Source organism: Oceanobacillus oncorhynchi (assembly GCF_000821065.1).
Lineage (GTDB): Bacteria > Bacillota > Bacilli > Bacillales > Amphibacillaceae > Oceanobacillus > Oceanobacillus oncorhynchi.
Genome location: NZ_CDGG01000001.1, coordinates 2,222,682 through 2,240,042, shown reverse-complemented (window position 1 = coordinate 2,240,042; position 17,361 = coordinate 2,222,682). Strand labels below are relative to the sequence as shown.

Here is a 17,361-nt window from a genome sequence, read left to right as displayed (position 1 = left end):
GGATTTTTATTAATCATGATACATTATTTTCTCTGTCCATCTTCGCCTGTTCAACAGGAGATGGATCGAATTTGATAAAGAAATAAGCAATTAACGTACATAAAGACAGCACAGCAATCACGCCAAAGGCTACATTCACCCCGAAAATATCCGGACGGACAATGTTTTCACTGCCTTCTGTCATCGTAGCTGCAGATGTCATAATCGTTACAAGGATCGCAGTACCCACAGAAGCTGCCACCATACGCATCGTACCGTCTAATGCAGCACCGTGCGGAATAAGCTCTCTTGGCAGCTGGTTTAATGCCGCTGTCTGAATCGGCATCATAATCAGTGCAAATCCAAACATACGTACAGCGTACATTACAATTACAAAGGTAAAGGTCGTTTCAACATGAAGGAACATAAATGGAACGGTCGCTAACGTCACAATAATAAGTCCCGGCAGCACGATCCATTTCCCGCCAACCCGGTCAAAAATCCTGCCGATAATCGGTCCCATAATACCTGTAATCAAAGCACCCGGGAGCATCGACAGCCCAGCTTCAAATGCAGTGAAGTCCCGCATATTTTGCATATACAGCGGAATCAAGGTCTCTGATCCAATCAGTCCCATAAACGTAATTGAACCAATAAAGACACTGAATGGGAAGATAGCATACTTAAACACTCTAAATTCAAGCATTGGATATTTCAGTTTTAACTGGCGCAAAATAAATAGAATCAGAGAAAGAATACCGATAGCTAAAGTTACCAGTGTAATCGGTGCTGCCCAGCCAAAGTTTCCGGCATTGGTTACCCCATAAAGAATTCCGCCAAATCCAAAGGACGATAGAATTACAGAAAAGACATCAAACTTGGTCTTCTTCACTTCCGTTACATTACGTAAGGCAAAGAAAGCAATAATAATATCAATAATAGCGATTGGTAAAATAATATAAAACAGTACACGCCAGGAATAATGCTCTGTCACCCACCCTGAAATAACAGGTCCAATTGCCGGTGCAAAGGAAATCACCAAACCAATCAATCCCATCACGGATCCCCTTTTATTAATCGGGAAAATCAATAAAAACACAGTTGTCATTAATGGCAGCATCACACCGGCGCCAATGGATTGAATGACTCTGGACATAATTAAAAATTCAAAATTCGGCGCTAGTCCTCCAATTAATGTTCCCACAGCAAACACACTCATTGCCGTCAAAAAGAGCTGCCTCGTTGTAAAACGTTCAATTAAAAAAGCACTGACGGGGATCATGATCCCATTTACCAGCATAAATACCGTAGTCAGCCACTGTGCACTGTTCGGTGTCACACCCATTTCATTGATAATTGGCGGTATCGCTGTAATCATCAATGTCTGATTTAAAATAGAAATAAAAGACCCTGCCAGCAAAAGCGCCACAACGGTCGGTCGATGTATTTGATTCATCTATCTGTATCCCTTCTTGCAGTTAAATTTGTATTTTGATTCTCGAAATAATAAACAGCTTACTATAGATTAAAGGAAAAGCGAAAAAGATGCTAGCTTTTTTCTTATCCTTTTTGTTAAGAAATGAAAAGTCATTTTTCCATATGTTACAATTTATATATATTACCTGCTGAGAGGAGTAATGTTAATGCCAACGTGCCAGCACTGTCACCGAAAATGGACGTGGAAACAAACCATGAAAGTAACCACTACCTTAGATACCGCATATAGTTGCCCTTATTGTGAGGAAAAGCAATATGCCACTAACAAATCAAGAATACAGTTTTCCTTTTTAATGATTATTCCTTTAGCTGCCCTTCTTCTAAACTTTTTTAATGTACCTTTTTGGTTTATTTTCAGCTGGCTGATTTTAGGAAGCATTATTGTTCTTAGCCTTTTCCCTGCTGTATTAAAACTGACAAGTACAGAGGAATTTTTCTTTTGACTTTATACACATTACGACATTTCAAGCTGAAGAAAATGAAATCACTATTAGAATCGACCAGACGTCTGCCCATCCATGCTTCCATATCAATATTTCAATTCCACCATAGTATCCTTCACAGGAAGAAATGATGAAATTTCTCCGTATAGCATGTTTTACTTACTCCAACTGAGGGTAAACCTCCCATAAGATCGTAATAAAGGAGTTGGGCAAGATGAAAACATTTAGTGTCGTACCGGATGCAAATGAAACAAGCTGGTATGTAAAACTGGAAGATGTCGCACCTGAAGAAGTATATGGTTCAAAAGATGATGCGCTTTCTGCTGCAGAGCAAATGGCGAAAGAGAATACACCAAGCAAGGTGGAAATCAGAGACAAGGACGACAACATCCAAGAAGAAAAACGATTCTAGGATTTTTTATGTTTTGACCGTAAAGCAACAAGTTTATTAAATCGATAAAGAAAGGAGAGGTAGACAATGGAAAAAAACAACAAGTTTGGATTACTAGTAGGGGCTGGAGCAATAGCTGGTATTTCCTTCATCCTGCTGAACCCGAAAACAAAAAGTAAAGTAAAAGATACTTCCATGAATGCGAAAGATTCTGTTGTGTCATATACTCAAAAAATCAAAGATGATCCAAATGGTACAAAACAATATCTAATAGAAAATGCGAAACAAACACTATCAAGTGCACAGCAAGCACTGGAGAAAGTACAAAACGTTTGGGCTAATGAAGGCCAGGAAATAAAAGAAACGGCTAAAAATATTGTTGAAGATACAAAAGAGCTTGGCGACCACGCAAAAGATGTACAAGAAGGGATAAAAGATGCCAAATCCGACATTGATGAAGCAAAAAACACTACAGTGAAAACAGGAAAAAAGATGAAGAAAGATAGTAAATCGAATAGTTCCTCAAACAATACTGATCATCATGTATTAGACGAACCCATTAACAAAATGTAGAAAAGGAAGCGCTCGGAGCAGCACTTCCTTTTCTACATTTACGTTAGATGGATGCTTTTATTAAAAATTGGTTAATCAGAAAAAATGTGTAGTTGAGGATACATCACTTTGTTTGGAGATAGGCTGGATTCCCTCAGCCTGCCTCCAAACATATTTATTTCCCCCAAACTTCCTCAGCAACTTCCCTTACTAAACGTAATTTAGCCCATTGCTGCTCTTCCGTCAGAATATTTCCTTCTTCTGTTGAAGCAAAACCGCATTGTGGACTGACACATAAACGCTCAATCGGCACATATTTCGAAGCTTCTTCAATACGCTCCTTGATTTGTGCTTTATCCTCCAGCTCTGGAAGCTTGGAAGAGAATAATCCCAATACGACAAGCTTATCGTCACTAACATTAACGAGAGATTCAAATCCGCCGGCACGTTCGGTATCAAACTCTAAATAATATGCTTTTACTTTTTCTTGCGCAAATAGAATTTTAGCAATGGTGTCATAAGCACCTGATGAAGCCCATGTAGAATGATAGTTTCCGCGACACACATGTGTTGTAATGATTAGATCCTCCGGATGGTTTTCAATCGCTTTATTATTTAAATTCACATAAAGTGTTCCGATATCTTCTACATTTGCTCCATCATGACGGCTTGCCCAATAATTTTCATCAACAAGCATTCCCCATGTGCAGTCATCTACTTGTAAGTTTCTGCACCCTGCTTCATATAAATCTTGGATAATGGTACGGTATGCCGCTGCAATATCTTCTGCCAATTCATTCTGATTCGGATAAAGCTGATTGGTTATTTCTACATTTTCCGGGCGTTGCAGCTCTGCTAAAAATTGTGCCGGAGCAGGAATGGTCTGTCTTGCCACGACTTCCTCATCGGCAAATTGCTGTATAAATTGGAAATGCTCAACAAACGGATGATTTTCTCCGCTGATTTTCCCAGTTAAACGGGCTGTTTCCGCACGTGTTTCTTCGCCTTGAAATTGGTAGCCCTTTTTAATATCCTGCTTCTCTACCCCCTGCAGTCCCCACATAAAGTCAAGATGCCACCAGGAACGGCGAAATTCTCCGTCTGTAATTGCTTTTAAGCCGACTTCTTTCTGCTTCTGAATTAAATCCTTGATTGCTTCATCTTCTACAGCTTTTAGATCCTGTGCCGAGATGCTTCCCTTTGCAAAAGCTTCACGGGCTTCCTTTAGTTTTTCCGGTCTTAGGAAGCTCCCCACATTATCAAATCGGAATGGTGTTTTTGCACGTACGCCATGTTTACTCGCTACTGTCATTACGAATCTCTCCTTCGTTTCATTGGTTGAAATTAGTCTATCACAGAAAGCTTACTATCAGATAACACCTAAAATCTATCGTTTGTTATAGTTTTTTCCTATATCAAAGTGCTAATAGAAAGTATTCCACAGTAGTTTGATAGCAGCAGCAAATACGAACCTACATTCTATAAATAACACCTATTAAATTAATTCTATGTTATAATAATAAAACAATAGTATACGGTTTCTTCGAGGGTGGTCAGCTCATTCCCTATCGAAAGGGGGTGGTGCTGTATGACAGTTTTTGAAAGTTTAATGCTAGCAATAGCTTTTGCTTCCTTAATTATTGCGGTGCTGTCATTTAATCACAAAAAATAATCCACCCTTGAGTTTAGCGACCAAGGTGGATTATTTCCCTTAACATGCTGACCCTTAAAAGGGAGCCTTGCTATTGACTTACCGTTCGTGTGACACCACGGACAGTACTTCTATTATATTTACTTCTATACTTATTATACCCTATTTTTTTGATTTTTAAAAGTTTTTTCAAATAACTCGTGAACACTGCATCTCCGAACAGAGACAGACTGGAAACTCCAGCCTGTGCACTAGTTCTTCTTTTATTTCCCCCAAACTTCCTCAGCAACTTCCCTTATTAAACGTAATTTGTCCCATTGCTGCTCTTCCGTCAGAATATTTCCTTCTTCTGTTGAAGCAAAACCGCATTGCGGACTGACACATAAACGCTCAAGCGGCACATATTTCGAAGCTTCTTCAATGCGTTTCTTGATTTGGGCTTTATCCTCCAGCTCCGGAAACTTAGAAGAGAATAATCCCAATACGATAAGCTTATCGTCACTAACGTTAACGAGAGACTCAAATCCGCCGGCACGTTCGGTATCAAATTCTAAGTAATATGCTTTTACTTTTTCTCTGCCAAATAAATGTTTGGCAATGGCATCATAGGCCCCGGATGAAAACCATTTAGAATGGTAATTTCCTCGGCATACGTGGGTGGTAATGATTAAATCTTCTGGTTGATTTTCAATGACTTTATTATTTAAGACTACGTATAATGAACCGATTTCTTCTATATTCGAATCATCTTCACAGCTGGTCCAGTGGTTTTTACCGACAAGCCTTCCCCACGTACAATCATCCAGCTGCAGATTCCGGCAGCCCGCTGCATATAAATCCTCAATAACCTTTCGATAAGCTGCAGCTATATCCTCCACGAATTCATTCAGGTCTGGATAGATACTTTTCGTCGTTTCTGCATTATCCGGACGCTGGGATTCAGATAAAAATTGCGCTGGAGCGGGAATCGTTTGTCTTGCCACGACTTCCTCATCAGCAAATTGCTGTATAAATTGGAAATGCTCAACAAACGGATGGTTTTCTCCGCTAATTTTACCAGTTAAACGAGCTGTTTCCGCACGCGTTTCTTCACCTTTAAATTGATATCCTTGATTAAGCTCTTGCTTCTTCACCCCTTGAAGTCCCCACATAAAATCAAGATGCCACCAGGAACGGCGGAATTCTCCATCTGTAATTGCTTTTAAGCCGACTTCTTTCTGCTTCTGAATTAAATCCTTGATTGCTTCATCTTCCACAGCTTTTAGATCCTGTGCCGAGATGCTTCCCTTTGCAAAAGCTTCACGGGCTTCCTTTAATTTTCCCGGTCTCAGGAAGCTTCCCACATTATCAAATCGGAATGGTGTTTCTGCACGTACGCCCTCTTTGCTCGCTACTGTCATTACGAATCTCTCCTTCGTTTCATTGGTTGAGATTAGTCTATCACAGAGATCCCGATATCAGATAACACCTAAAATCTATCGTTCAATATAGCTTTTAACTATATCAAGGGCTACGGCAAACTTTGTCTTTCTTCTTCAATACTGGACTGTAAATAGGCAATATAGGTTTGCGCCATTGGGCTGAGCTCAATATCTTTATGAACGATATAGCCAACATGAATGACTTCATCAACCTTCAACGGAACCGCAATAATATTATCTCCATTCAGCCTCTGACTGATAACTCCCGTCGATATCGTATAACCATTCAGGCCAATCAGCAGATTAAACATCGTTGCCCGGTCGCGGACATGAATATTTTTCGGTCGGGTCAGCGTGCTTAAAATCTCCTCTGAAAAATAAAATGAATTATAATCCCCTTGCTCATACAGCAAATAAGGATACGGCTCCAAATCCTCCAGCGTCACATACGCTTTCTTCGCCAATGGATTATCCCCGCTGATAAACACATGGGGTGTTGCCTCAAATAAACGGTGAAAGGCTAAATTTCCTTCTCTTAAAAATTTACGGATAATCTGCTCATTAAAATCGTTGATATACATAATCCCGATTTCACTGTTTAAATTTTTAACATCCTCGATAATTTCATACGTCCTTGTTTCCCGAAATGTAAAATCATATTCGTCCCGGTCATAATCTTTTAACAGGCGTACAAAGGCACTAACCGCAAAAGCATAGTGCTGCGCAGATACAGCAAAATGATGCTGCGGCGCTGCATTGTTAGAATAACGGTTTTCCAGCAATTCCGCCTGTTCTAAAACCTGTCTGGCATAGCCTAAAAACTCAGACCCTTCTTTGGTCACGTGGATTCCTTTGTTTGTACGCGAGAATATTTTGACGCCGATTTCCTTTTCCAATTCCTTTAACGCATTGGATAAGCTCGGCTGACTGATAAATAAAGCTTGGGCTGCTTTGGAAATCGAACGGCTTCTGGCTACTTCAATCACATATTTTAATTGCTGTAAGGTCATTTCTTTCTCCTTCCTCTGGTTTAATTTTTCCGTTTACTAAACCACAACATCCTAGCAGCAACGCGGACATTCTATGCACACTTTGCTGCTAGAATCACATCATTGGGTAAACGTTGCCTTGACTCGTTTAGATCTGATAAAATAGCCAATCCAAATAAGGTTAATTAAGATAGCGCCCCCGGGCATTTCTCCTTCTACAAATATAGCAGGTATGTTCGATAAAATATTGATACTATAAGCTGTTATCATTAGCTTTGGTAATATTTGTTTCCTTTTGATCCATGTATAAATGATAAATAGATAAAAGAAAAACAGAATGATGCTTGTTATGTATACAACTAAACTGTAAGTCCCTAAAGAAGCAGGATTGATAGCGATGACAAGTAATACTACCGAAATGATACTGAACAAAATCATAATTGCCGGAATAATAAGCCATCCTGCAACGATTGCATAACGAGAATCAGTTTGAAATGCTGACTGATGTTCTTCCTTTTTTTCTTCCACTGCTACGTCCCCTTCTTTGCTCAATTAAAATAAATATAGCAAATTCAGGATATTCCTTCAACTGTGTATTAGACTGCTCAACTCTTTTTAGATTTTCTTATCCATCCTTCCTTTGGTATGTGTTTTCTATAAAACGAAACTTCACTCAGGGAGAGTTTTACGGATGGTTCTTCTCTATAAAAATATCGATTTATATCACGTTAAAAATAATTGGTACGCATACCTCTCTCCATTCTCAAAAGGAAGCTGGATGATTCCCTTGAACTTAAACCCCGCAGACAGAATAACATGCTGCATTGCCCGATTTTTTGGATGTGTATCGATCCGGATTTCCTTGATACCCTTTTCTTCACACATAAACAGCAGCAGCTTCATAAACATTTTTCCGTAGCCCTTCCCGTTAATGTCAGGGTTAATAGCGAATTTATGAATGGTCGCATAGTTATCCTCCTGTGATGTATCCCAATCCCCATATCTTATGGAGGAATAAGCCGGCTCTTCTTCATTCGTTATGATTGCTGTACCGATAATCTGCTCATTTATCGTAAATAGATAATTATTTCCTTTTTCTACCTCCCTTCTTATGTCTTCCTCTTTCGGCGTATCTTCATCAGACCACTGTGGTGATCCAGATGCAGCCAGTTTATTTCTGGCACGGTTAATTATTTGCATCATACCTTCAACATCCTCGAGCGTTCCATTTCTCATTTCCATGTTCATGACAGCACCTGCTTTTATTATTTTTACATTTTCTTCGATGGCTTTCTAAGCGTGGAGAAGACAAAATGTATCTTTTATTTTAAATTATACATCTGTTTTATTTATTTCTAACAATAATTGCTCCCTTGTAAATATACAATCCCAAAAACGTACTGCTGCGCCCTAAATATACCTGCACAATTCCCCAATTCAAACAGTTGACTTCTTTTTCCTTCTTTGATATATTGTCAATGTTATAAAAATTAAAACCGCATACATGATTTAAAGGAATGTAACCTTTAGAGGGCATAACCTGACAAGATAAAGCACGATTCGTGTACTTTATTTTGTCAGGTTTTTTTATTGGATATAACTTACCTTTCACATAGAAGCAGGGGAAGACGTCCAAACTATATAAGATTTACGCAGCTTTTTAACGAACTTTACATTCTAAAATATACAAGGAGGAATACAAATGGGTTACGAAAAACTGGCAAAAGACATCGTGGAAAACGTCGGCGGCGATAAGAATATTAAAAATGTCGTCCACTGTGCCACACGATTAAGATTTCAACTCAGAGATAACAAGAAAGCAAACAAGCAGGTACTTGAGGAAATGGACGGAATACTCAGCGTTGTCCAGAGCGGCGGACAATACCAAGTCGTTATCGGTCCGCATGTATCCGAGGTATATAAAGAAGTTGCAAAAAATACCAATGTGGAAAACAAGCAGGATGATAATAATGACAGCGGCGAAAAAGCGAATTGGGTAGCACAGGTTTTTGATGTGATATCAGGAACATTTTCTCCTTTATTAGGAGCACTTGCCGGCGCAGGTATGTTGAAGGCGCTGTTAATCGTACTAACGATGACTGGAGTGCTCAGTGAAGAAAGCAGCACCTATTTGATTTTATCAGCTGCCGGTAACGCTATATTTTATTTCCTGCCAGTATTTATAGGTTATACATTATCTAATCGATTGGGAGCAAATCCGTTTGTAGGTGCGTCAATCGGAGCGGCCTTATTAGAACCAAACCTAACCGGTCTAATTGATACGAACGCATCCTTTTTAGGAATACCCGCTATTGTAGTAGACTATTCTTCTACGGTATTCCCTATCTTTATTGCCATTTTAATTTATGCTTTACTCGATAAAGGCCTAAGAAAGATTATTCATAAAGATTTACAAATGTTTTTGGTCCCTATGCTATCGCTGCTGATTGCTTTCCCGTTAGCTGTGCTGATTTTCGGACCATTTGGAACATATGTAGGAGATGGTATTGGAGCAGGCATCGAATTTCTTATTGAAAGAAGCGGATTATTAACGGGTGCTGTGTTAGGCGGAGGCTGGTCCTTCTTGACATTGTTTGGTTTACACTGGGGAATTGTTCCAATCTCCATTCAAAACCTTGCAACTGGCGGCGATCCGCTGACACCGATGTTTGCAACTGCAGTGTTCGCGCAAATTGGTGTAGCACTCGGAATCCTAATCCGGGCAAAGGATAGAAAATTAAAAGCATTAGCTGGTTCTACGATGTTACCAGGTGCCCTTGGCGGCGTCACAGAGCCAATTCTTTACGGACTTATCCTGCGTTATCGCAAGACGATTATCTATCTGCTTGCCGGCGGTATCATTGGCGGTGCAGTTAATGGTATGCTAGGATCTGAAGCACTTGCATTTGCTTTCCCTAGTTTCTTATCTATACCTGCATTCTCTCCTATCGGAACCTACCTAATAGGAGTATTAATAGCATTTGCAATTGGCTTGATATTAACATTAGTTTTCGGTTTTGAAGTAACGGACAAAAAAGCCGCTGGCAACGAAAAAGAACAGAATACACCTGCAAAGGCAGCAGAATCAGAGCCAGCACAGAAAAAAGAACAATTAATCGAACAAGAAGCCATCAGAAGTCCATTAACAGGTATCGTCAAGCCTTTAAGCGACGTAAACGATCCAGCCTTCTCCTCTGAAGCAATGGGAAAAGGAGCTGCTATCGAGCCGACAGTCGGTGAAGTTGTGGCACCAGTGAGTGGCGAGATTTCCGCTATTTTCCCAACCCATCATGCTGTTGGAATCACATCGGAACATCAGGCTGAAATCTTGATTCATGTTGGTTTAGACACGGTACAGCTAGAAGGAAAACACTTTGAAGCGCTGGTAAAGCAAGGAGACACTGTGAAACAAGGGGATCCACTGATCCGGTTTGATATTGAAAAAATCAAAGAAGCAGGATTTGATGTAACAACCCCAGTTATTGTCACGAATACAGATAAGTTCACAGACCTTATTGTAACGGATGATGTAGAAGTAAAAGCGAATGATGATTTTATTCGGGCAATTGTATAAGTAAGTAGCTGCTATGCCTCCAAACTCCTGCCTTCCTTTAAGGTCCGGAGTTTGGAGGCTTTTTTCAATCATAAAAAGAAAAAGCCATTAATGAAGCTCCTCTCGCTCTTCAAATGACTTTATTCTTAATAAAACGTATTTACTTCATCTTTCATAACCCGGTTAATCCATCATTCGCTTCTTAAATGTAACGGCAGCCAACACTACCATCGCCGCAGCCCATGCTCCAATAATGGCAAATGGCTTCCACAACTCTCCAAACCCAGCTCCTGCATCTTCCAACTCTACAATTTCCTGCAGCTGGAGTCCTGGTGTATATTCTAATATTTGTAAGAAAGCATATTGCTCCGCAAACATAATAAACATATTTCCCATCCCAAATATAAACATTACAGGCAGGATATATACAGATGCTTCTAACACACTTCTAGTAATTAAGCCCATCCATGTACCTAATGCAATAAAGAAAATCAAGGACAGAACAATTCCAGCCATTAAACCGATTCTGCCGGAGAAAGAAAAATCCATAATAAACATACTGATACCCGTTACAATCACGGTAATCAAAATCGTTACTGCACTTTTTCCCGACAATATTTCGGTCAATGTTGCCGGGGAAAGCATCAGACCGCGTAACGTGTTTTTCTCTTTTTCTTCTGCTATCATCGCACACTGCAGGAAAGTACCAACTAAAGCAAGCGACATGCTGATGACAAACAAATGCATCTCTATCGTTACATTATCCATTCGACCATATATGACGGCAAAGATAAGCGGCATCAATGCAGTAGACGAAACATACATATTTCGATATAAATCTTTTAAATCCTTTTGAAAAATGGCCATAAATCGTTTTACAGAAAATGTCATACCAGTTCCCTCCCTGTTACTTCAACAAAGATATCTCCTAATGTTGGTTCTTTTGTATAAATCCGCTCCACCATTTCCCGGGAAATATATTGTTGAATTTCCTCAGCACTAGATGATTGAAGTGGAAGCTCCAATTCTCGCCCATCTTTCAGTTCGAGTCCAATTACCTCTTCCCGATACTGTTTTTTTAGCTGTTTTGGTTCGTCTAAAAGCTGGACAACCCCTTTATTTAAAAAGGCTACCTGGCTGCATAGATGATCTGCTTCCTCCATATCATGCGTGGTCAGAAAAATAGTCGTTCCCTGTCGATTCAGTTCTTTTAAACCGTTATGAATATGTTTTGAATTCGCAGGATCCAATGCCGATGTCGGCTCATCTAAAAATAACAACTCAGGCTTATGCAAAAGTGTTCTTGCCAATAATACGCGCTGTGTCATTCCTTTAGACAGCTTAGCAACCTGTGTTTTTTTCTCCGAACCTAAATTAACTGCTTCCAGCGCCTCATCGATCCGCTGTAAAGATGTACCATATAAATCTGCATAAAGCTTTAAGTTATCATAAATAGTCAGCCGTGCGTATAAACCGCTATTATCCGTCACAACCCCAAAGCGTTTTCGATATTCCGGTGTATTTAATTTGGAAACAGGTTCTCCAAAGACCTTCGCTGTCCCTGCTGTCGGCCTCATTTGTCCAGTTAAAATTTTTATAGTTGTTGTTTTCCCAGAGCCGCTCGGACCTAAAAACCCAAATGTTTCACCCTTTTTCACTTGAAAAGAAACATTGTTTAATGCTTGCTTTTTACCAAAAATCTTCTCTAAAGATATCACTTCAATCATATTCTCCATCCCTGAAACCTCCTGTATCAGTTAAGTTGCCTGTGACTACAGAATAGCTTCTTTTCAACAATGGTGCAGTATATTTTCGACGAATGGAGTATATATCACATTGAATTATGCTTATTCTACCCCCAATAATTCTTTCAGCTCGTTCAACTTTGATTTCGATAATGGAACCTCAGAGCTTTTTTTATCTACAAGAGATAAGCTGTAGCTGTTTCTCGTCCATGTAATTACTTCTCTTATTTTTTGAAGATTCACAATATAAGAACGGTGACAGCGAAAGAATCCTTGATGAGACAAGCGCTGTTCCAATTCTTTTAAGGTAAAACCTGTAGGAAACCCCTCTCCGCGAGTATACAGATAGGATTGTCCTTCCTGACTTTCGATGTAATCAATCTCCTGCGGATCAAATAAAATAATCTTATCCTCTACTTTTGCGGAGATTTTATTTAACTGGAAAGTTTGCTTTATTTGAACCGCTTCTTCTGCTGTTTCTTTAACATTTGTTTCTGTGGAGGTTAAACGTTCTTTCTCCTCTGTTTCCACGTCCATTTGCTGTATCCCTTGCTCATTTAGACGATAGACCGTATCCGAAATGGTCACAGCACTCTCCGTACTTGTCGTTAAAATCAATACCGCTTTTTGCTGTTTCTGCAGCAATTCGACAAATTGATGGAGGACCCGTTTCGTTTCTAAATCTACATTGACCTCAGGCTCTTCGAAGATAACCACTTCCGCCTCCTGCATTAATATTCTGCCAAACTGAACACGACGCTTTTCAGAACGATTGAGCTGATGCATCTTCCATTTCGCTTTTTCCTCCAGTTGGATTTGCAATAGTACTTCCTTTATGGAAGTCTTGCTTTGATATAAAGAGCCGATAAATTTCAAATATTCCTGTACCTTCAATCTTTCATAAATGCCCTCTTCATACCAGCAAATCCCTAAAGAAGAAACGTATTTCTGCTTATCCTCCTGTAATGTCTGTTGCTTGATTTGAATCGATCCATTCCGCACATTTTCTTTTCCGATAATCATCTGCAGCAACACCGCACGTATATTAACAGTGGATTGAATTGCCTTTATTTCTCCAGGTTTTACTTCTATATCTATTTTCGGAAATAAGGTCTGGTCTCCCTGACGATATTCCATTCCGTTTATGCTTAACATGTTTCATTCCTCTTTCTATTGATAACATCCTTTATATGAGCTTGCAGTCTAATGATTATTTCATGACAAACCGTTGAATCTTTGATACAGTAGACTCAAAGATAATAATGAAAAGCAACTACTAGGGGAGCCCAACATCGCGGGCTGAGAGGGAAGCATGCTTACTTTCCGACTCTTACAAACCTGATCTGGCTAATACCAGCGTAGGGAAGTAGTCAATCAACATATGATTACTCTCAGTATACCAAATCAGGCTTCTCGATAAAGCCTGATTTTTTATTTTTACAAAGTAGTTACCTTTTCATTTCCCTTAAATTAGAAGGAGATGATTGGATTGAAAAATCGCACACGCCTGTTAACAATGATGGCTGTACTTGTTGCTATCGGAACGATTGGATCACAATTGCTCTGGTTTCCTGCCGGAGTTGCCAGAGCCTATCCTGTTCAACACGCTATCAATGTTATTGCCGGGATTATGCTCGGGCCGGGTCCGGCAGTTATTGTCGCATTGATGATTAGCCTGCTCCGAAACCTTTTAGGACTGGGAACCTTGGTTGCTTTTCCTGGAGCAATGATTGGAGCTTTTGCTGCTGGGGTATTGTATAAGAAAACGCAGAAATATCCAATGGCAGCTCTTGGAGAAATTATTGGCACCGGAATTATCGGCTCTTTCTTTGCAGTTCCGATAGCCAATCTGCTTATGGGAAGCTCTGCGGGAGCATTTGCCTTTATCCCGGCATTTGTTGTAAGCAGTGTCTCTGGTGCATTGATTGGCTGGCTGTTAGTCAGCCGTCTCCCGGCACAGCAGTTTTCTTTAACAAAATAATTTACTTTATTCTATCCAAGGAGGATTTTTATTATGAGTCAGGTTCGTTGTGCATTAACCATTGCCGGTACAGACCCTAGCGGTGGCGCCGGTATTCAAGCAGATTTAAAAACATTTCAGGAGTTAAAAACCTATGGCATGTCCGTGATCACTTCCGTTGTAGCTCAAAATACGACAGGGGTCCGCTCTGTAGAGCATATGCCGCTTTCCATGATTGAGGACCAGCTGGATGCAGTGTTAGAAGATATGCCCCTCCATGCTGTGAAAACAGGAATGATTGCAAGTAAGCAGATGATGGAATTAATCGTAAAAAAATTGGAGAAGGTTGATGCACCTTATGTCATGGACCCAGTGATGGTGGCTACCAGCGGGGACTCATTGATTGATGAAGAGGGCCGCAGCTTTTTACGGCAATACCTTCTTCCATTAACAACGGTTGCAACACCGAATATTCCGGAGGCAGAATTCCTGACTGGACGATCCATTACAACTGAAGATGATATGAAAGGCGCAGCCGAATACCTTGTTCATGAATATGGTGTAGATGCAGCCTTAATAAAAGGCGGCCATTTAAAAGGACAAGCAATCGATTTTCTTTATGACGGGAAAAAAATGCATAGCTATGCTGCAGAACGCATTGATACGAAGAATACGCACGGAACAGGCTGTACCTATGCCGCTGCGATTGCTGCTTATTTGGGGAAAGGCTGTCCGCTTCCGGAAGCAGTAAAAAAAGCAAAAGCATTTGTGACTGCTTCCATTTCGAAATCCTTTGACCTTGGAAAAGGGAACGGCCCGACAAATCATTGGGCTATCCGGGAAACCACAGAAAGGAAGATTACGCATGAATCCTGATATTATTCAGCAAGCCAGAAACAACACACCGCTTATTCATCATTTAACCAACCAGGTCGTCATGAACTTTAATGCAAATGGACTGCTGGCTTTTGGGGGCAGTCCTGTCATGGCAAAGGAAATACGGGAAGCTACAGATATGGCCAAGGCCTCCGATGCACTTGTCTTGAACATCGGCACCATTTTAGAAAGCGAAGCCGATGCAATGATTACTGCAGGCAAAGCCGCTAATGAAAAAGGAATTCCTGTTGTTCTGGATCCCGTTGGCGTGGCTGCGAGCTCTTTTCGAAAAGACATGGTCGAAAAGATTCTACAAGAGGTACGTCCAACAGTTATCAAAGGAAATGCAGGTGAGATTGCTTCCCTGGTCGATGCAAACATCCAATCACGCGGAGTAGATTCTGTCGGCGAAGGAAATGTAGATGAAATTGCAGAGCAAGCAGGCAGAAAATATGATACTGCAATTGTGATAACTGGAAAAACAGACGTTATCCATGCTGATCAAAAACTAATTTATAATCAAACAGGGCATCCGCTTCTTTCTAATATTACTGGTTCCGGGTGCTTATTAGGGTCTATTGCTGCCGCGTGCCTGACGACTTCTTACACCGTCTCAGAGCAGCTCAGCTCCGCACTAAGCTTTTACGGACTGGCGGCTGAACATGCAGCAAAACTGCCGCATGTACATGGTCCGGGAACTTTTTTACCAAGCTTTATTGATGCCTTATCCTTTACACCGAAGCAGTTAAATGGAGGATTGGAAGATGATTTTTAATCGAGAGCTATTAAGAAAATATTTTATTATGGGAAGTCAAAACTGTCATAGAGACCCTAACGCTGTTTTAGAAGAAGCGCTTGCTGCCGGTATTACCACATTTCAATTTCGTGAAAAAGGGACTGGATCATTGAGCGGAGAGAAAAAGCTTCAGCTTGGCAGGGAGCTTAGAGAACGTTGCCGCGCACATGATGTTCCATTCTTTATTAATGACGATATTGAGCTTGCGGAGGAATTGGAGGTGGATGGGATACATGTCGGACAGGATGATATGCCTGTCAAAGAAGTTCGCACCAGGTTTTCAGATAAAATCATTGGCTTATCCATCTCCACACAGGAGGAACTGGATCGGAGTCCGCTTGAGCTGGTGGATTATATTGGTGTCGGTCCTATTTTTACAACGTCTACAAAAGAGGATTCAAAACAAACGGTCGGACTGGAGTGGATTCATACCATCCGCGCTCAATTTCCAGATATACCAATCGTGGCAATTGGAGGCATTCAGACAGAAAATGCCCATTCTGCCATAGAAGCAGGTGCTGACGGTGTTTCCTTTATTACTGCTGTTACAGAGGCCGATGATATTAAGGAAGCTGCAGATAAGTTATAACGGGCACCCTCCATTTTTATTATCTGCTAATGGCGCCCATTCTGCCTATAATGAAGCGCAAATAACGCAGATACCTCATATGCTATTAGGGAACATCAGCCTAATAGAGGAGGAAAATTATGAATCATTTTCAACCACAGCATCCAAACGGGCAGGAAAACAGACAAAATAACCTGCCCGGACAGATGTTAAATAATTATTTTCAGCCAGCGCCGCAGCATGACTATTCCAATGGAGCTTTTACCGGCAGACCGGACGGAAAATCTGGCGGAGAGGGCGGCTATCAGGCAGAACCGTATTCTGCTAATTCTATGCCGCCTCAATACGATCATCAGCAGTCTGCTAATCCTATGGCGGCTCCATATGAACAGCAGCAGCCTGCGAACCATATGGTGCCTCCATATGAGCAGGAGCATCATTCATCGCCGGAGCGAATCGGCGGCTTTTTTCCTGGTGCACCAAATGGAAATGGAGCAAATTTCCCTGAGGGGATGATGGAACAAATGATAGATATGTTCCCTGAACCTCCAAATAACAATGGGAATGGAGGGGCCTTTCCTAATTGGCCGCCAGCTCCATCCTTCCCAAATTTCCCTGAGAACGGAGGAAATGAAGGACCTCAAGGGCAGCAGCCTGCACCGGCAGGAATGGGCGGGATGAACAGCCAGCCTCCGATGGGTCCGCCGCCTAATTTTGTGCCGCAAAAACAACAGGTGCAGACATTCGCAGTCGACCCTGGCGGTATCAGACATTGCATGTTCCGCTTCACCTATATTTGGCCAAATCATGGCAGAGGATTTTGGGCCTTCCCGACGTTCTTAGGAAGAAACTCGATTGCCGGATTTCGCTGGAACGGGTTCCGCTGGGTTTACTTTGGGATGGACTTAAATAGCATTGAATCCTTCCAATGTATGTAAGG

At 40.9% G+C, this 17,361-nt stretch carries 19 protein-coding genes and 1 riboswitch; of the genes, 10 read left to right on the top strand and 9 right to left on the bottom strand.

What is annotated here, in order from left to right; genetic code table 11:
* Positions 1-13: 13 nt before the first annotated feature.
* Positions 14-1,435, bottom strand: a complete 1,422-nt coding sequence (locus tag BN997_RS10630) for an MDR family MFS transporter (RefSeq protein WP_042532105.1) — start codon at positions 1,433-1,435, stop codon at positions 14-16.
* Between the two features lie 187 nt (positions 1,436-1,622).
* Between BN997_RS10630 and BN997_RS10625 the strand changes: the two genes are divergently transcribed.
* The 3 genes from BN997_RS10625 to BN997_RS10615 all read left to right on the top strand — a co-directional run bounded on the left by BN997_RS10625 (position 1,623) and on the right by BN997_RS10615 (position 2,883).
* Entirely contained in the window at positions 1,623-1,919 is a 297-nt protein-coding gene (locus BN997_RS10625; RefSeq protein ID WP_042532103.1) for a TIGR04104 family putative zinc finger protein, read from the top strand.
* Between the two features lie 214 nt (positions 1,920-2,133).
* Complete coding sequence (locus BN997_RS10620; protein ID WP_042532101.1) at positions 2,134-2,331, top strand: DUF2188 domain-containing protein; 198 nt, start codon at positions 2,134-2,136, stop codon at positions 2,329-2,331.
* A 66-nt stretch (positions 2,332-2,397) separates the two neighbouring features.
* Complete coding sequence (locus tag BN997_RS10615) at positions 2,398-2,883, top strand: YtxH domain-containing protein (protein ID WP_042532099.1); 486 nt, start codon at positions 2,398-2,400, stop codon at positions 2,881-2,883.
* Positions 2,884-3,037: 154 nt separating this feature from the next.
* On the opposite strand, the gene BN997_RS10610 is transcribed toward BN997_RS10615, so the two are convergent.
* Positions 3,038-4,174: a 5-methyltetrahydropteroyltriglutamate--homocysteine S-methyltransferase gene (locus BN997_RS10610; protein WP_042532097.1), complete on the bottom strand. Its 1,137-nt coding sequence runs from the start codon at positions 4,172-4,174 to the stop codon at positions 3,038-3,040.
* 276 nt (positions 4,175-4,450) lie between these two features.
* On the opposite strand from BN997_RS10610, the gene BN997_RS23835 reads away from it, so the two are divergent.
* Complete coding sequence (locus BN997_RS23835; RefSeq protein WP_226894940.1) at positions 4,451-4,534, top strand: putative holin-like toxin; 84 nt, start codon at positions 4,451-4,453, stop codon at positions 4,532-4,534.
* Between the two features lie 242 nt (positions 4,535-4,776).
* On the opposite strand, the gene BN997_RS10605 is transcribed toward BN997_RS23835, so the two are convergent.
* From BN997_RS10605 to BN997_RS10590, 4 genes are all read right to left on the bottom strand, one after another.
* Positions 4,777-5,913 carry a 5-methyltetrahydropteroyltriglutamate--homocysteine S-methyltransferase gene (locus tag BN997_RS10605; RefSeq protein WP_042532095.1) on the bottom strand — a complete coding sequence of 379 codons (1,137 nt, stop codon included), beginning with the start codon at positions 5,911-5,913 and terminating at the stop codon, positions 4,777-4,779.
* A 110-nt stretch (positions 5,914-6,023) separates the two neighbouring features.
* Positions 6,024-6,944: a LysR family transcriptional regulator gene (locus BN997_RS10600; protein WP_042532093.1), complete on the bottom strand. Its 921-nt coding sequence runs from the start codon at positions 6,942-6,944 to the stop codon at positions 6,024-6,026.
* A 99-nt stretch (positions 6,945-7,043) separates the two neighbouring features.
* Complete coding sequence (locus BN997_RS10595; protein WP_042532091.1) at positions 7,044-7,451, bottom strand: DUF2569 family protein; 408 nt, start codon at positions 7,449-7,451, stop codon at positions 7,044-7,046.
* A 195-nt stretch (positions 7,452-7,646) separates the two neighbouring features.
* The gene (locus BN997_RS10590; protein ID WP_042532089.1) at positions 7,647-8,171 is read right to left on the bottom strand and encodes a GNAT family N-acetyltransferase; all 525 of its coding nucleotides are present in this window, start codon (positions 8,169-8,171) and stop codon (positions 7,647-7,649) included.
* Positions 8,172-8,625: 454 nt separating this feature from the next.
* Between BN997_RS10590 and BN997_RS10585 the strand changes: the two genes are divergently transcribed.
* A complete protein-coding gene (locus tag BN997_RS10585) occupies positions 8,626-10,497 on the top strand; it encodes a beta-glucoside-specific PTS transporter subunit IIABC (protein WP_042532087.1) in 1,872 nt (623 codons plus the stop codon).
* Between the two features lie 162 nt (positions 10,498-10,659).
* Here the strand turns inward: BN997_RS10585 and BN997_RS10580 are convergent, their stop codons facing one another.
* The 3 genes from BN997_RS10580 to BN997_RS10570 all read right to left on the bottom strand — a co-directional run bounded on the left by BN997_RS10580 (position 10,660) and on the right by BN997_RS10570 (position 13,376).
* Positions 10,660-11,367 (bottom strand): ABC transporter permease, encoded by a 708-nt coding sequence (locus BN997_RS10580; RefSeq protein ID WP_042532085.1) that lies wholly within the window; start codon positions 11,365-11,367, stop codon positions 10,660-10,662.
* Positions 11,364-12,212 (bottom strand): ABC transporter ATP-binding protein, encoded by an 849-nt coding sequence (locus BN997_RS10575; RefSeq protein WP_042532083.1) that lies wholly within the window; start codon positions 12,210-12,212, stop codon positions 11,364-11,366. The genes BN997_RS10580 and BN997_RS10575 overlap by 4 nt, the downstream gene beginning before the upstream one ends.
* Positions 12,213-12,323: 111 nt before the next feature.
* Positions 12,324-13,376, bottom strand: coding sequence for a LytTR family transcriptional regulator DNA-binding domain-containing protein (locus BN997_RS10570; RefSeq protein ID WP_042532081.1), 1,053 nt, complete (start codon positions 13,374-13,376; stop codon positions 12,324-12,326).
* A gap of 113 nt (positions 13,377-13,489) precedes the next feature.
* A riboswitch (TPP riboswitch) is annotated at positions 13,490-13,603 on the top strand.
* A gap of 134 nt (positions 13,604-13,737) precedes the next feature.
* Between BN997_RS10570 and thiW the strand changes: the two genes are divergently transcribed.
* The 5 genes from thiW to BN997_RS22550 all read left to right on the top strand — a co-directional run bounded on the left by thiW (position 13,738) and on the right by BN997_RS22550 (position 17,359).
* Positions 13,738-14,202, top strand: a complete 465-nt coding sequence (thiW, locus tag BN997_RS10565; RefSeq protein WP_276325313.1) for an energy coupling factor transporter S component ThiW — start codon at positions 13,738-13,740, stop codon at positions 14,200-14,202.
* A gap of 33 nt (positions 14,203-14,235) precedes the next feature.
* Entirely contained in the window at positions 14,236-15,057 is an 822-nt protein-coding gene (gene thiD / locus BN997_RS10560) for a bifunctional hydroxymethylpyrimidine kinase/phosphomethylpyrimidine kinase (RefSeq protein ID WP_042532078.1), read from the top strand.
* Positions 15,047-15,832 carry a hydroxyethylthiazole kinase gene (thiM, locus tag BN997_RS10555; RefSeq protein ID WP_042532076.1) on the top strand — a complete coding sequence of 262 codons (786 nt, stop codon included), beginning with the start codon at positions 15,047-15,049 and terminating at the stop codon, positions 15,830-15,832. The genes thiD and thiM overlap by 11 nt, the downstream gene beginning before the upstream one ends.
* Positions 15,822-16,442 (top strand): thiamine phosphate synthase, encoded by a 621-nt coding sequence (gene thiE, locus BN997_RS10550; RefSeq protein WP_042532074.1) that lies wholly within the window; start codon positions 15,822-15,824, stop codon positions 16,440-16,442. The genes thiM and thiE overlap by 11 nt, the downstream gene beginning before the upstream one ends.
* Positions 16,443-16,561: 119 nt before the next feature.
* A complete protein-coding gene (locus BN997_RS22550; protein WP_084612918.1) occupies positions 16,562-17,359 on the top strand; it encodes a hypothetical protein in 798 nt (265 codons plus the stop codon).
* Positions 17,360-17,361: the final 2 nt, after the last annotated feature.

Coding starts and splice junctions, on each gene's coding strand:
- BN997_RS10630 (WP_042532105.1), bottom strand. CDS start 1,435: ATGAATCAAATACATCGACCGACCGTTGTGGCGCTTTTGCTGGCAGGG.
- BN997_RS10625 (WP_042532103.1), top strand. CDS start 1,623: ATGCCAACGTGCCAGCACTGTCACCGAAAATGGACGTGGAAACAAACC.
- BN997_RS10620 (WP_042532101.1), top strand. CDS start 2,134: ATGAAAACATTTAGTGTCGTACCGGATGCAAATGAAACAAGCTGGTAT.
- BN997_RS10615 (WP_042532099.1), top strand. CDS start 2,398: ATGGAAAAAAACAACAAGTTTGGATTACTAGTAGGGGCTGGAGCAATA.
- BN997_RS10610 (WP_042532097.1), bottom strand. CDS start 4,174: ATGACAGTAGCGAGTAAACATGGCGTACGTGCAAAAACACCATTCCGA.
- BN997_RS23835 (WP_226894940.1), top strand. CDS start 4,451: ATGACAGTTTTTGAAAGTTTAATGCTAGCAATAGCTTTTGCTTCCTTA.
- BN997_RS10605 (WP_042532095.1), bottom strand. CDS start 5,913: ATGACAGTAGCGAGCAAAGAGGGCGTACGTGCAGAAACACCATTCCGA.
- BN997_RS10600 (WP_042532093.1), bottom strand. CDS start 6,944: ATGACCTTACAGCAATTAAAATATGTGATTGAAGTAGCCAGAAGCCGT.
- BN997_RS10590 (WP_042532089.1), bottom strand. CDS start 8,171: ATGAACATGGAAATGAGAAATGGAACGCTCGAGGATGTTGAAGGTATG.
- BN997_RS10585 (WP_042532087.1), top strand. CDS start 8,626: ATGGGTTACGAAAAACTGGCAAAAGACATCGTGGAAAACGTCGGCGGC.
- BN997_RS10580 (WP_042532085.1), bottom strand. CDS start 11,367: ATGACATTTTCTGTAAAACGATTTATGGCCATTTTTCAAAAGGATTTA.
- BN997_RS10575 (WP_042532083.1), bottom strand. CDS start 12,212: ATGGAGAATATGATTGAAGTGATATCTTTAGAGAAGATTTTTGGTAAA.
- BN997_RS10570 (WP_042532081.1), bottom strand. CDS start 13,376: ATGTTAAGCATAAACGGAATGGAATATCGTCAGGGAGACCAGACCTTA.
- thiW (WP_276325313.1), top strand. CDS start 13,738: ATGATGGCTGTACTTGTTGCTATCGGAACGATTGGATCACAATTGCTC.
- thiD (WP_042532078.1), top strand. CDS start 14,236: ATGAGTCAGGTTCGTTGTGCATTAACCATTGCCGGTACAGACCCTAGC.
- thiM (WP_042532076.1), top strand. CDS start 15,047: ATGAATCCTGATATTATTCAGCAAGCCAGAAACAACACACCGCTTATT.
- thiE (WP_042532074.1), top strand. CDS start 15,822: ATGATTTTTAATCGAGAGCTATTAAGAAAATATTTTATTATGGGAAGT.
- BN997_RS22550 (WP_084612918.1), top strand. CDS start 16,562: ATGAATCATTTTCAACCACAGCATCCAAACGGGCAGGAAAACAGACAA.